The sequence below is a fragment of the Trinickia sp. NRRL B-1857 genome (assembly GCF_050470685.1).
GTDB lineage: Bacteria > Pseudomonadota > Gammaproteobacteria > Burkholderiales > Burkholderiaceae > Trinickia.
This window is the reverse complement of the sequence record NZ_JBFLUK010000011.1, coordinates 299,245-313,244: the sequence shown is the minus strand read 5'-3', so window position 1 is coordinate 313,244 and position 14,000 is coordinate 299,245. Positions and strand designations below refer to the sequence as shown.

The 14,000-nt window shown below is 61.0% G+C and carries 12 protein-coding genes; 7 read left to right on the top strand and 5 right to left on the bottom strand.

Translation table 11 applies throughout. The features are described 5' to 3' along the window. The first annotated feature begins 21 nt into the window (after window positions 1-21). Entirely contained in the window at window positions 22-1,512 is a 1,491-nt protein-coding gene (locus tag AB1286_RS22535; RefSeq protein WP_430365470.1) for an aminotransferase class V-fold PLP-dependent enzyme, read from the top strand. A 30-nt stretch (window positions 1,513-1,542) separates the two neighbouring features. On the opposite strand, the gene AB1286_RS22530 is transcribed toward AB1286_RS22535, so the two are convergent. Both AB1286_RS22530 and AB1286_RS22525 read right to left on the bottom strand, forming a co-directional pair. Continuing rightward, on the bottom strand, window positions 1,543-2,427 hold the full coding sequence (locus AB1286_RS22530; protein WP_430365469.1) for a helix-turn-helix domain-containing protein: 885 nt from the start codon (window positions 2,425-2,427) through the stop codon (window positions 1,543-1,545). Between the two features lie 196 nt (window positions 2,428-2,623). Then, window positions 2,624-3,829, bottom strand: coding sequence for a hypothetical protein (locus AB1286_RS22525; protein ID WP_430365468.1), 1,206 nt, complete (start codon window positions 3,827-3,829; stop codon window positions 2,624-2,626). A 351-nt stretch (window positions 3,830-4,180) separates the two neighbouring features. Between AB1286_RS22525 and AB1286_RS22520 the strand changes: the two genes are divergently transcribed. The 5 genes from AB1286_RS22520 (at window position 4,181) to AB1286_RS22500 (ending at window position 9,933) form a co-directional block, all read left to right on the top strand. After that, window positions 4,181-5,323, top strand: a complete 1,143-nt coding sequence (locus tag AB1286_RS22520; RefSeq protein ID WP_430365467.1) for a sensor histidine kinase — start codon at window positions 4,181-4,183, stop codon at window positions 5,321-5,323. Then, window positions 5,320-5,733 carry a response regulator gene (locus AB1286_RS22515; RefSeq protein WP_430365466.1) on the top strand — a complete coding sequence of 138 codons (414 nt, stop codon included), beginning with the start codon at window positions 5,320-5,322 and terminating at the stop codon, window positions 5,731-5,733. The genes AB1286_RS22520 and AB1286_RS22515 overlap by 4 nt, the downstream gene beginning before the upstream one ends. Beyond that, on the top strand, window positions 5,730-7,232 hold the full coding sequence (locus AB1286_RS22510) for a response regulator (RefSeq protein ID WP_430365465.1): 1,503 nt from the start codon (window positions 5,730-5,732) through the stop codon (window positions 7,230-7,232). Before AB1286_RS22515 ends, AB1286_RS22510 begins: the two co-directional genes overlap by 4 nt. Continuing rightward, window positions 7,222-7,863 carry a response regulator gene (locus AB1286_RS22505; RefSeq protein ID WP_430365464.1) on the top strand — a complete coding sequence of 214 codons (642 nt, stop codon included), beginning with the start codon at window positions 7,222-7,224 and terminating at the stop codon, window positions 7,861-7,863. The genes AB1286_RS22510 and AB1286_RS22505 overlap by 11 nt, the downstream gene beginning before the upstream one ends. Before the next feature lie 228 nt (window positions 7,864-8,091). After that, window positions 8,092-9,933, top strand: a complete 1,842-nt coding sequence (locus tag AB1286_RS22500; protein ID WP_430365463.1) for a hypothetical protein — start codon at window positions 8,092-8,094, stop codon at window positions 9,931-9,933. A 133-nt stretch (window positions 9,934-10,066) separates the two neighbouring features. Here AB1286_RS22500 and AB1286_RS22495 read toward each other — a convergent pair whose 3' ends face one another. Continuing rightward, complete coding sequence (locus AB1286_RS22495) at window positions 10,067-11,053, bottom strand: aldo/keto reductase (protein WP_430365462.1); 987 nt, start codon at window positions 11,051-11,053, stop codon at window positions 10,067-10,069. A 12-nt stretch (window positions 11,054-11,065) separates the two neighbouring features. After that, window positions 11,066-11,839, bottom strand: coding sequence for an SDR family NAD(P)-dependent oxidoreductase (locus AB1286_RS22490; RefSeq protein ID WP_430365461.1), 774 nt, complete (start codon window positions 11,837-11,839; stop codon window positions 11,066-11,068). 131 nt (window positions 11,840-11,970) lie between these two features. Here AB1286_RS22490 and AB1286_RS22485 point away from each other — a divergent pair, with 131 nt between their 5' ends. Next, window positions 11,971-12,900: a LysR family transcriptional regulator gene (locus tag AB1286_RS22485; RefSeq protein WP_430365460.1), complete on the top strand. Its 930-nt coding sequence runs from the start codon at window positions 11,971-11,973 to the stop codon at window positions 12,898-12,900. A 27-nt stretch (window positions 12,901-12,927) separates the two neighbouring features. On the opposite strand, the gene arsB is transcribed toward AB1286_RS22485, so the two are convergent. Then, window positions 12,928-13,998, bottom strand: coding sequence for an ACR3 family arsenite efflux transporter (gene arsB / locus AB1286_RS22480; protein ID WP_430365459.1), 1,071 nt, complete (start codon window positions 13,996-13,998; stop codon window positions 12,928-12,930). Window positions 13,999-14,000 lie beyond the last annotated feature (2 nt).

The window sequence follows — 14,000 nt, the reverse complement described above, 5'->3', positions numbered from 1 at the left end:
TCGATTGGTAAGAGAATCAGCATGAGCATCAGCGCGAACGAAACGTTGCATTACCTCGACTACGCAGCAACGACGCCGGCGGATCCGCGCGTGATAGAGGCGATGTGCGCCTGCCTGGGCTTCGACGGCGTCTTCGGCAACCCCGCGTCCACTTCCCATGCGGCCGGGACGCTCGCGCGGAAAAAGGTCGAACAAGCGCGCGCCCAAGTGGCTGCGCTCATCGGCGCCGACGCGGACGAGATCATCTGGACATCGGGCGCCACCGAATCGAACAATCTCGCGCTCAAAGGCTACGCCGACGCGGTGACCGAGCGGCGCCATTTGATGACGAGCCGTATCGAGCACAAGGCCGTTCTCGATACGATGGCGAGCCTCTCCGAGCGGGGCTTTTCGGTCAGCTATCTATCGCCGTCGCCGAACGGCGACATCACGGCCGACGCCGTCGCGGCCGCCCTGCGTCCGGACACGGGGCTCGTCTCGCTGATGCTCGTGAACAACGAACTCGGGACGCTGACCGACATCGCGCCCATCGCTCGGATCGTGCATGCCGCGGGCGCACTGCTGCATGTCGATGCGGCTCAGGCGCTCGGCAAGACGCCGATCGACGTCCGTGCCCTCGGAATCGACCTCTTGTCGATGTCCGCACACAAAGTCTATGGACCTAAAGGTATCGGCGCACTCTATATCCGCCGTGACATCACGTCCCGCATCGCCCCTCAAATGCATGGCGGAGGGCACGAGCGCGGATTGCGTTCGGGTACGCTCGCGACGCATCAGATCGTCGGCATGGGCACCGCATGCGAGTTGGCCGCGTCGAAACTCGAGGCCGAGGCAGCCAGGATCTGTGCGCTTAGCGCGCGCCTGAGAGAGTCGGTGTTGGCGCTAGGGAATATTTCGGAGAACGCCCGCCTTGCGCGACGTATCCCTCACACGTTGAGTCTGACCGTCGATGTGCCCGGCTTTTATCCATCGATGCTCGGCGACGCGCTCGCCGTCTCGTCCACGTCCGCCTGCAACTCGAACGCCGGTACGCCGTCGCATGTGCTGACGGCAATCGGTCTCGATCCGGAAGCAGCCGGCCGAACGGTACGCGTGAGTTTGGGCCGCTTTACGGCGGAGCGTGATATCGATTTTGCGGTCTCGTGCTTCCGTCGCGCCATCGAGCAATGCCGTGCGACGGCGTCGAGCGGATTCGCCGTTTCGCGGCAAATTGCACCCGCCGATCTGAAGGCGATACGCAACGCGGGCTTCCGCTCCGTCATCTGCAATCGCCCCGACGGAGAGAGCCCGGACCAGCCTGCCTTCGAAGAAATCGCCGCGGCCGCCCGCGAATTGGGCATCGAGGCGCGCTATCTGCCGATCGAGCCCGGCGAAAACGGCGATGCGCAGGTCGACGCCTTCGGCGCATTGGTGGAAGCGCTGCCGAAACCTATCCTCGCCTATTGCCGAACCGGAAACCGAGCAGGGATGCTTTGGAATCGTCTGGCAACCCGCAGTACGGCCCAGGCTTAGTTTCCGGCTATCGGCGCCGCGGCCGGCCGGTCAGTGCGGAATATAGTGGCCGCTCATCTGCTCGAGCTCGGCCATATTCACGATCGATACCTGCTTGCCCGCGCATTTGACGAGTCCGAGCGAGCCCAATTTGGACAGCCCGCGACTCACCGTTTCGAGCGTCAGGCCCAAATGGCATCCGATTTCGTCGCGCGTCATACGCAGGTTGAAATCGTGCGAGGAGTATCCGCGCTGCGCGTAGCGCTTCGAGATGTTGAGCAGGAACGCGACTAACCGCTCGAGCGCCGTCATCCGGCCCATCAGCATGAGTAGCGCCGATTCGCGCACGAGCTCGCGGCTCATCAGCTTGTGTAGATGGTTTCTCAAGCTCAGATCTTGTTCGCTCATTTCCGTCAGGGCATGGAACGGAAGCGAACATACGATGCCGTCTTCGAGCGCGATGGCATCGAATGCGTGAACGCCGGTCCCGATGCCGTCCATCCCAACGAACTCGCCCGCAATGGGGAAGCCGATGATCTGCTCGCGGCCGTCGTTATCGATAGCCACGGTCTTGAACGATCCGACTTTGCCGACATAAAGATTGCGGAACGGCTCGCCCGCTCGAAAGATCGCCTCGCCCTGTTTGATTTTGCGCGTGTTGCCGAAGACGCCGTTATGCGCGGCGGCTTTCTTCGTATCGAAACCCTCGGGCATGCAGAATTTGCGCGAGCTGCAATGTTCGCAGTCGTTGCGATCGGCTGCGCGTGCCGTGGCCGGCGTGGATTCGGGCGCTTGCGTATGCCATGCGATCGGCGATACGGCTGCGGCGCGTGCGCCTTGGCTCTGCGTCCGGCCCGGACCGCGCGGCAAACTCACCGCTGCTTTCGCCGCTTGCGGCGCGCCGAGTTCGATTTCCGCGAATGTTGTGCTGTGCATGTCCGTGCTCCCAAGGGGCGTAGATCGAAGTGTCGGCGGGCAGCCGTTTCATATCGCCTACCGTTAGACGCATTGTCCCGAACAAGCCAAGTCGCGACTATCGGCGATCCATGTCGCGTTTCGTAGGGGATCCCCTACATAAGAATGCAGCGTGCATAGCGAATCGCGCCGGCAGCCCGGCTCCGGCGCTGCCGGCTCACAAGCCGTCGCGCTCGGGTCGAGCCTGCTCGACGCGCCTGATATAGCGATCGAATACGCCTGCGATGCGATCGCATGCGAAGCGCCCGACTGACGTAACGTTAAGCTGCTTGTCCCCGACTTCGATCGCGCCGTCGCGACGAAACGGTTCAAGCGTAGAGAGTTCTCGGCGAAACGTCGACTGAAAATCGATGCCGTAGCATAGCTCGATCGCTTCGATATCGACTGAAAAATTCGTCAGCAAGCTTGCCATGACGGATCGACGGAGCAAGTCGTCTGCCGTGCAAAGAAACCCACGCTCGATAGGCAGCCGCTCTCCTTGCAGCATCGCCGCATAGGTTTTCGGGTCAGCCCAGTTCTGGTATTGCATCGGCCCGATGTTACCGATTGCGCCTTGACCGATCGCGATCGACGTGTGTGAAACACGCCTGCCGTAACCGTAGGGCCCCGGTACCAGCGCCGCCAGCCGCTTAGCATCGACAAAGGCATCGGAATGCAAAGCAAAGGCGTCGTGAGCGATGTACTCGTAACCGGTCGAGATCAACGTCGCGTAGGTTTCTTGCCATGCGCGCCGCACGAGGCTGGCCTCATCCCATCTGGCCGCCGTCTTCTGAGTCGCGGCGTCGTCGAGTCGCGCGAAAAAAATCCGGCTGGGCCGGCAAGCGGTCAGGACAGCCACCCACTCGCGCACGGTTCGCATCGGCACGGTCGGCACCGCGATCGGCAAATCGACGGCAATGGCACGGAAGCCTTCTTCACGCGTTTGAGCGAAAAATCGCTCGATCGATGCCGAGTTAGGAACGCGCGTCGGAGCGATGCTTGCGCGCAACGTGGTCACCCCAAGCGCGCGCAATATCGACAGCTGCGCGGGCGAACGCGCGTCCATCGTCACATGGGCTGTAAATCCCGCGCTGTCTTGGACGTCGTAACAGTCCGTCATCGTGGCGTGCAGACGCGACAAGGCCGGCTCCGGCAGGCTCGTTACGCCAACGGACCAATAGACATGCGACACGCCGGCGCGTGTCCCATGCTTGCGCGCGAAGAGCGACATCTCTTGCCGCAACAAATTCGCGCGCACGTCGTCGATGGCCGACTGATCGCGCGATAAGCCCTCTCCCCGGTGGCGGCCCACGGGGGTTAGGACGGCTAAGGTCGAGGGGCGAAACCAATGCGGTTGACGGCTCGCCTTGATCCACGACTCCACGTAGGACGCACCAAGGGCCTGCACAAACCATTCTGGCCCGGGATAACTAAAGTGCATGGCGTGCATGACGCGCGGCCGGATCGTAGTGACACTGGAGCACGTATCTTCCCCTGACGGCGCGCGCGCAGACATGACCTGCGTCAAGCACTGCCCTCGGCCGGTCAGCTCAGGGGGAATTTGCCGTCTAACATTGCCTCGCCGCGAGCGCGGGGCATCTAAAAAAGCTTTCGCACTGTTAAAATCGACGCTATTCCTGTTGGACGGGTATTGCGCTGCGCATTAGGTCCGCTATCGCCTGCGAACAGGTTGCATGCGCTCAATGGCGCACATGCCCCCACTGACTCGCCAAATATGAAAAACCATATCCTCGAAGGCCAAACACTGGACTGGCTGTTGAGTTCAGCTGCCGACGCGTTGATCATCGTCGATCGAGACGGCCGAATTGCGCTCGCCAATCCGCCCGCGGAACGATTGTTCGGCTATTCGAGCCAGGAGATGATCGGCCAGGCGCTGGAAATCTTGATGCCCGAGCGATTCCGCACGGCGCACGTCGCCGAACGAGTGGATTACTTCTCGCAGCTCAGAGCGCGCCCCATGGGCGTGGGGATGGAGTTGCGCGGTCAACGCAAGGACGGCACGGAAATTCCGGTCGAGATCAGCCTATCGCCCTTGGAAACCGATCGCGGGCTCAAACTCGTGATGGCGACCATTCACGATGTCAGCGTTCGCAAAAAGGCGGAGCAAGCGTTGCTCGATAGCGAGGCACGCTTGCGTGGATTGATGCAAGAGATCAGCGCCGCCAATGAAGAATTGACGAACTTCGCCTACGTCGTATCGCATGATTTGAAAGCCCCGCTGCGCGGAATCGCGTCGCTCGCGGATTGGCTGTCGCAAGACTATGCCGACAAATTCGACGAGGAAGGCAAAGAGCATATGCGGCTCTTGATTCGCCGCGTGCACCGTATGAGCGCATTGATCGACGGGATTCTCGAATACTCTCGGGCCGGCCGGATCAAGGAAACCTCGACGGTCTTGGATTTGAACGCCCTGCTGCGCGAGGTGATCGACCTCTTGGCGCCGCCTTCTCACATCGAAATCGAGGTTGCCGGGTCGCTGCCCACGCTGCTTGCCGATAAGACTCGGATCCAACAGGTCTTTCAAAACCTGTTGTCGAATTCGATCAAATACATGGATAAACCGGTCGGCCGCGTTCGCGTCGACTGCGTCCGGCAAGACGATGCGCTGCGGTTTTCCGTGTCCGACAACGGCCCAGGCATCGAGCAACGGCATTTCGAGCGGATCTTCCAACTCTTCCAAACACTGACGCCGCGCGATCAGTTCGAGAGCACGGGGGTTGGCTTGGCCTTGGTCAAGAAAATCGTCGAGATGTATGGCGGCCACGCCTGGCTGGAGTCAGAGGTGGGCACGGGCAGTACCTTCTTTTTTACTCTACCGCGGCAAATGCTTGCCCCATCGACGGAGAACAACGCATGAGGATTCCGAACAAACCCATCCTGGTGGTCGAGGACGACGACGTCGACGTCATGACGATTCGGCGCGCGCTGAAGGAAATCCACGTCACCAATCCGGTCGTCCGTCAGGAAAACGGCGAAAACGCGATCGCCTACTTGCGCGACAAGCAGAACACGATGCCCTGTATCATCTTGCTGGATTTGAACATGCCCGTCATGAGCGGGATCGAATTTCTCGAGGTGGTCAAGAACGACGAGCATCTGAAGCGAATCCCGGTGGTGGTGCTGACGACGTCCAAGGAGCAGGAAGACAAGGTCGACAGCTTCAACTTCAGCGTCGCCGGCTATATGGCCAAACCGGTCGATTACCGCCAGTTCGTCGATGTCATGCGCTCGATCGACGTCTACTGGTCGCTTAGCGAACTACCGTGACGGCCACGCGCCGCAACGATATGGCTGCGCCGAACGAAATCCGTATCTTGCTCGTCGAGGACGATCTCGTCGATCGGATCGCGTGCAAGCGTGCGCTCGCGGCCGATAGCGAGCGCCATTACGTCTTCATCGAAGCCGATACGGGCGAGCAAGGATTGCTGCTCGCGGCCGAGCAGCGGCCCGACTGCATCTTGCTCGACTATCACCTCCCCGATCAGACCGGGCTCGAGTTTCTCGAGGCGCTCGCGCGCGACGATGGAGAAATGGCCGTTCCGGTCATGGTGTTGACCGGCGGGAGCAGCGCGGCCTTGGCAGTGGAATTGATGCGACGCGGCGCGCGCGACTATCTAACGAAGGATGCCGATCGGCATTATCTGGGGCAGATATCGGCGGCGATCGAGCGCATGCTCAACGCACAACGGCTGCTCCAAGCGAAACGCGCGGCCGAGATGAGGTTTCGCGCGCTGGTCGAGCAGATACAGGCCATTACCTATATCTGGTCCACCGCGCAAAACCGGCTCGAATACGTCAGCCCCCAAATCGCCATGCTTGGCTTCACCGCCGAGCAATGGCTATTCGGCCCGTCGTTCCATGAGGCGCATGTTCATCCCGACGATCGCGATCGCGTGCGGCAAGCCGTGACGGCAAGTCGCACGAGCGGGGAGCCGCTCAGTATCGAATACCGGATGACGGCCAAGGACGGCAAGATCTTTTGGTTTCGCGACGAGGCGCAGATCGTCCACGACGGATCGGCGCACCCGCCGATCCAAGGGATCTTGCTCGACGTCACGCACAGCAAGCTCGCCGAACAAACGTTGCAGCGCTCCCAAGCGGAGCTTCGTTCGCTCGCCGCGCATCAAGAGCGGATCAAGGAGGACGAGCGCAAGCGGATCGCACAAGAGATCCACGACGAGCTAGGGAGCCTTCTGACAGGCATCAAAGCCTATGTATCGGTATCGGTCGAGCGCACGGTTCGGGCCGGCGGGACGGCCGATCCGCTGCTCGTGGACGCAACGCGCCTGGCCGACGATGCGATCGGCGCGGTCCGTCGCGTGATTACCGATCTGAGGCCGAGCGTCTTGGACCAGTTAGGCGTTTGGGAGGCGATGAAGTGGTACGCCAATCAAATCCAAACGCGCGCCGATCTCATTTGCGACTGTTCGATCGATCCCGCGTTATCGACACTCTCGATCGACGCCGAATTGAGCACGATGCTGTTTCGCGTCGTTCAGGAAGCGCTGACGAATACCGTGCGTCATGCGAACGCCTCGCACGTCAGCATTCGCGCCTATGCGCGTAACGACGAAGTCTTCATCGAGGTCAAGGACAACGGCAAGGGCATCACGCGCAAGGATCAGGTCAACGGCCAATCCTGGGGCATTCTCGGGATGCATGAACGAGCCCGGCATTTCGGCGGCAGTTTGACGATCTCGGGTCGCCCCGAACACGGCACGACCATCGAGTTGCGGATTCCGATTGGGGATACACATGGCCAGTGAGACGATCAAGGTTCTGCTTGTCGACGACCACACGATCGTTCGCAACGGCGTGCGATTGATGTTGAGCTCGGCGGCCGACATCGAGGTCACCGCGGAGGCTGCATCCGCCGCCGAGGCAACCCAGGCGATCGATGCTCAGCGATTCGACGTCGCCTTGGTCGACATCGCGTTGCCGGGGAAGAATGGGCTCGACTTGCTCAAAAGCATACAGGCCAGCCACCCGGAGCTCGCCGTACTGATTCTCAGTACCTACGCCGAAGACATCTACGCCATGCGAGCGCTCAAGCTCGGCGCGGCGGGCTATTTGACGAAAGACAGCTCGGCGGCAACGCTGATCGAAGCCGTCCGCAAGGCATCGAAGGGCGGCAAATACGTGAGCCCGTCTCTTGCCGAGCGATTCGCGAGCGCGATGAGCGGCAAATCGGGCGCTACGCACGAGGTGCTTTCCGATCGCGAACTCGAAGTATTGAAATTGCTTGCTCGCGGCGAAAGTCTGGTCAATATCGGCGAGCGATTGCATCTGAGTCCCAAGACGGTCACCACGTATCGGTCGCGGATACTGGACAAAATGGGCTTCGGCAGCAACGCCGAACTCACCCGCTATGCACTCGAAAACGGTCTGCTGAGCTAAAGCCGTTCGCGCGTACGGTCATCGTGCGGTCATGTTTTCTAGATCTTATTCGCTCGGCGGCTTGCATCGGCCGAGGCAATGTGCAATAGGCACATTAGGACAAAACAAGCGATCGCCAGGGTATAAAGTTATTTGGCTACGAGCCGTTATAGACGAATCACCCGCACTCATATAAGCGAGGAGGTTTTCTTGATAACGGTATCGCCTTCGAGATTAGTCAATAGCGCAGTGAACGTCGTACCGGCAGAGAGCTCGCCGGTCGCGCCGAGTAAGCTGCAACGCACGGGGCAAGAATCGGGGACGCTCGATTCGGCTGTCGTCTCCCTTGCCGCGGCTACTCAAATTCCCCCATCGATTTACGCGTTGCCGAGCATCACGTTGACGAATCCGTCCAGCGATGCGATCAGTACGCAAATGGTCCAGAATTATGTGAATTCGGTATCGCCTTCGTCGCCCACCCGCTTCCAAGGACTCGGCAGCGCCTTGCTCGATCGGTTCACCAATAGTGGCGCAAATTATGCACAATCCGCGCAACTCAGTGCGCCGCCCGGAACAGTCGGTATCGGCAGCGAAAGCGGCAATGGGATTGAATCCGACATCAAACTGACCGTTAAGACGAAGAGCGGCATCGATGTGGCATTAACGCTCGAAAGCACGGACGGCGGCCTGTCCGTCGGCATTCAATCGAGCGGGACGCTTAGCGATTCCGAGCGCAAGGCGCTTTCCAGTCTGGCCGGCGCTTTTCAACAAGCCATCGACGCAGCGAGCGCCGAGCCGCCGAAACTCGATCTGACGGGGTTGATGAAATTCGATCCGTCGGTGCTGGCCTCGGTCGATTTCACCGCGGGCGAAACAAACGGCGGAAAGTCTGTCCAGTCCGTCGCTTTCCATGCCGATAGCGCCACGCGGACAGTCGCTGTCACGAATGCACAGGGAAGCATCCACCTCAGCGTCGATGCGAACGATTCGGCAATCGCCGGCACGCCGCAACAGCGGTCAGCCGCGATCGCCGACTATCTCGCGCAATTCGATCAAGCCGCTGCGCGAGGCCATGCCGACGCGAGCTTGATGACGATGTTCAAAGACGCCTTCACTGAGTTGAATGAAGGCAGCGGCACGCAAACCTCGGCGAGCGCCGCGGCTAAGTCGTCTCGTTTGAACGATGCGGGCCTTGCGATGCTGACGGGGCTAGCGGATTTCAGCGCATCGATTACGGATACGACGAAGTCGGTTAATCCGATGCATCCCGCCGAAGTCGATTCGTTCTCCTATCAGGTCTCGCAGACGACGCAGATCGACGGAACGCCGCCGCTCGACGGCAGCGTCCGCCAGGCGGAGCAATCGCAACTCAGTGCCACGTTCCACACCGGCATATCGGGCGGCCCGGCGCCCGTGCTGACATCGCAGCGTGCATCACAGAGTTACGACTACGTCACGATCGAAGATATCGCTCAAAGCACGACCGCGTTCGGCTATCGACAAGGCGAACTAACGCTGGCCGCTTCCGAGCAGTCGGCGAGTCGATCGACACGCACGCAAACCTATGAGAACGGCAACGCAACGCAAGATTTGACGACGTTCGATGAGCAATCTCGCTCGACCGATCTACTTTTGTTGCTGAAAAAGCTGCCCGAAGCGCAAGACGAGGCGAGCCGGCAACAGGTCCTATCGAACGTGCACGATGCGATCGCACTGCAAGCGGATCCCGCCAAACTGACGGACTCGGCGAAGTCTTCCGCGGGCGGCACCATTCCGGCGTCGACGTTGCTGGCAGGGGGAGCGGGGCAATCGGGCGGGGCATCTTCGGCCACATCGCAAGCCTCGATCCGTCAAATCCAGCAGCGCATTGCGCAGCTCCAACGGCAATTGGCGGCGGTGGAAGCGCGGATTGCCGCTATGAAGCAAACGGCCAAAAGCCCGTCGGGCGCAAGCGAAGCCCAGACGGAATTGGGTGCGTTGCAGCAGCAAGCGGCCAGCATCCAAGCCGCTTTGTCGACGGCGGAAGGTGCGCTCGTTCAGGCAGTTCACGGTTCGGGCAGCGCGAGCCAGACCAGCGGTTCAACCGAGTAAGCCGCATCGTCCGTCGCATTCGCCCCGCACGTCGCGAGTGCCGATCCGTGCCAAGCATCCCGCACTCGGATCGGCACCGCTATGCCATTTCGGAACGGTCGATCTTTCGATCGACCGACCGGCCCAAGCCGCCTCACCAAGCGTGGTGGACGAAAGGCGCGATTTTGCCCAAATAAAGCGCACGCAGCGCCGTCATGGTTGCATCGGTGAGCGGCGGCAAGTCGCTCGCCGCCGCGTTCGCCTGCGCCTGTTCCCGGTTCTTGGCGCCCGGAATCACCGTCGTCACGGCGTCGTTCATCAAAATCCAACGCAGCGCGAACTGTGCCATCGTCACACCCGCCGGCACCAAGGGGCGAATCGCCTCGACCGCTTGGAGCGCCACGTCGTAAGGCACGCCCGCAAACGTCTCGCCCTTGTCGAAGGCTTGTCCTTCGCGATTGAACTGGCGGTGATCGTCGGCGGCGAACGTCGTATCGGCTTTCATCTTGCCCGTGAGCAACCCCGATGCGAGCGGCACGCGCACGATAACGGCAATGTCCTTCGCGCGCGCCTCGCGCATGAAAAGATCGGCCGGCCGCTGCCGAAAGATGTTGTAGATGATCTGAACGGACTTCACACCCGGGTATTCGATCGCCTTCAACCCCTCCTCGACCTTTTCCACCGAGACACCGTAGTTGCGAATCTTGCCCGATGCGACGAGCTTCTCCATCGCCTCGAACACCTCCGGCCGGTAGTACACCTCGGTCGGCGGACAGTGCAATTGCACGAGATCCAGGCAATCGGTATCGAGATTGGTCAGCGACCGGTCGACGAATGCATTGAGATTCGCCGCGTTATAGCCCTCGGCCAAATGAGGATCGAGTCTCCGGCCCGCCTTGGTCGCGACGAACGGTCGTGGGCCGCCGCGTTCCTTAAGCACCGCCGAGATGATCCGCTCGGAGCGTCCATCGCCGTACACGTCGGCCGTATCGATAAACGTCGTGCCGCTATCGAGCGCCGCATGCAACGCGGCCTTTGCATCGCTCTCCGAAACGTCGCCCCACGACCCGCCGATCGCCCATGCGCCGAACCCGATTTCGGAAACCGCCTTGCCTGTTTGTCCAAATAACCGCTGATTCATTTCACTCCTCTTTCATGGCATCAGTTGTCCGCCGTTGACTTCGATGATCTGCCCGGTGATGTATCCGGACAGCGTGGGTGACGCTAGGAAAAGAAACGCGCCGACACACTCCTCGGGAAGCCCCGCCCTGCCCATCGGCACGGATGCCGTTTGCAATGCCATGACGTCGGGGGGCGTGTAGCGATCGTGAAACGGCGTCTGAATGAGTCCCGGCGCGACCGCGTTGACGCGAATGCCGTCCTGCACGAACTCTTTCGCCTGGCCGCGTGTGATGCTGCTGACGAAGCTTTTCGTCGCCGCATAGAGCACGGCCCCTGCGCCTCCGCCGCTGCGCGCCGCGACGGACGACGTATTGATCACATAGCCGCGCGACGTCTTGAGAAACGGATAGGCGGCCGAGGTCGCCTCCCATACCGAACGCGCGTTGAGATTGATCACGCGATCGAAATGCGCCTGCGACATCTCGGTTGACTTGATGCGCCCCAACATGCCGCCTGCGTTGTTGACGAGACCGTCGAGGCCACCGAGCACATCGGCCGCAGCCGCAACGACGCCCGACGCGCCATCGGGCTCGCTCAAGTCGCCGCGAACGAGTTCGATCCGCTCGGGGCATTCGGCGCGCAGCGCTTGCGCGGCCGCCTCGCTCTCGTGGTAATGCGCGACCACGCGCGCGCCCTGCGCGGCGAACGCGCGCACGAGCGCCGCTCCGATTCCCGTCGATCCACCTGTCACGAGAACCTTCGTGCCGTTCAAATCGCCAATACGGATGTGCTCGACATTCGGCATGGATCCCTCTTTCGAAAAATGGCGAGCCGCAAGCCCGGCGGGCCTCGCCCCACGTTTATATCGGCCGGGAGGGAAATCATGGCATGGCATAGAATGAATGGAATTCACTGAGTAGCTGAACAACATTCATCATGGCAAAGAACGATCGGATCGATTTCGCGGACCTCAAATCGTTTCTCACGATCGTGCGGTGCGGCAGCTTCCGGCTGGCTGCCATCGAGATGGGGCAGACCCCGTCGGCGATCAGCCACGCCATGCGGCGACTCGAGGCGCGCTTGGGCGCGAAACTGCTGAATCGAACAAGCCGAGCGGTTTCGACGACGGCGGCCGGACGCGATCTCGCCGCGCGCTTGGAAGACGGGTTCAATCTGATCGGCTCGGCGCTCGAAACGTTCGACGCGCCCGGCGCGGGAAGACTCGGCGAAATACGGCTCAACGTATTCGCCGACGCCGCCGACTTATTGATCGCACCGGCGCTGCCGGAGTTCGCGCGCCTTTGTCCGGAGGTTCGTTTGACGGTGGTCGTCGAAAACCGGCCCATCGATATCGTGGCCGAAGGGTACGACGCGGGCATTCGCTACGGCCATTACGTGCCGGAAAACATGGTGGCGGTGCCGCTCACCGGCCCGCAACGATGGGTCATGGCGGCGTCGCCCGGTTATCTCGAACGGCACGGCACGCCGCGCGAGCCAAACGACCTGGCAAACCATACGTGCCTACAGCTGTTGCTGGGCGACAATTCGAGCTACCGCTGGGAAATCAACGACGCCGGCGAAAAGCGCCGCATCCGCGTGCCGGGGTTGCTGACGATCAACGACACCGCGACGACGATTGCGGCATGCAAGGCAGGGCTGGGAATCGCCTATTTACTCGAAGCGAGGATCGCAAGCGAATTGAAGCGAGGCGAGGTGCGGGTCGTGCTGGCGAGCAATGCATTCGTCGAGGACCCGCTTCATATGTATTACGGCAGCCGCCGCTACAACCACCCCGCACTCGTCACGCTGATCAATATCATCCGAGGTCAGCATGCACTGCCGAAGCTTACGAGGAAGAGGACGTAATACGTACGCCTGCCTCACCTCAATCGATTAAGCGCAGCGCTCGTACCATCGGCGCGAACGCATCACCACGCGTACCACCAGCAGCATCACGGGCACCTCGACGAGCACACCGACCACCGTGGCCAGTGCCGCGCCGGATTGAAAGCCGAACAAGCTGATCGCCGCTGCGACGGCCAACTCGAAAAAATTCGACGCCCCGATTAGCGCGGATGGGCATGCGATGCTATGCGATTCCCCCAGCGCGCGATTCAACCCGTATGCAAGGGCCGAATTGAAAAATACCTGAATGACGATCGGCACCGCGAGCAGCGCGATCACCAGCGGCTGCTTGATGATCGCATCGCCTTGGAACGCGAACAAGAGAACGAGCGTGGCAAGCAGCGCGGCAATCGACCAGGGGCCGATCTTCGACATCGTGACCTCGAACGCCGCGGTACCCTTCGCCAACAAGCGATTGCGCCAAATCTGGGCAAGGATCACGGGGATGACGATATAGAGCACGACCGATGTGACGAGCGTCTTCCAAGGTACGACGATCGCGGAGATGCCGAGCAAGAAGGCCACGATCGGCGCGAACGCAAACACCATGATCGTATCGTTCAACGCGACTTGCGATAGCGTGAACAGCGGGTCGCCGTTAGACAGCTTGCTCCAGACGAACACCATTGCCGTGCAGGGGGCGGCTGCGAGCAGGATGAGACCGGCGACATAGCTATCGAGTTGGTCGGCCGGCAGCATGGCGGCGAACAAATGGCGAATGAACAGCCAAGCGAGAAATGCCATAGAAAACGGCTTGACGAGCCAATTGACGAACAACGTTACGCCGATCCCACGGACATGACGCTTGACCTCGTGAAGCGCACCCAAGTCCACCTTGACGAGCATCGGGACGATCATCACCCAAATGAGCAGACCGACCGGTAGATTGACCTGCGCGAATTCGATCGCGCCGATGCGATAAAAAACGCCGGGGGCGACCTGCCCCGCCGCGATCCCCGCCACGATACAGAGGAACACCCACAAGGACAGGTATCGCTCGAAAAAACTCATGGCCGGTTTCGTGTTTACGCGGCCGGCCTGCTCGGATCGAACTGACATCG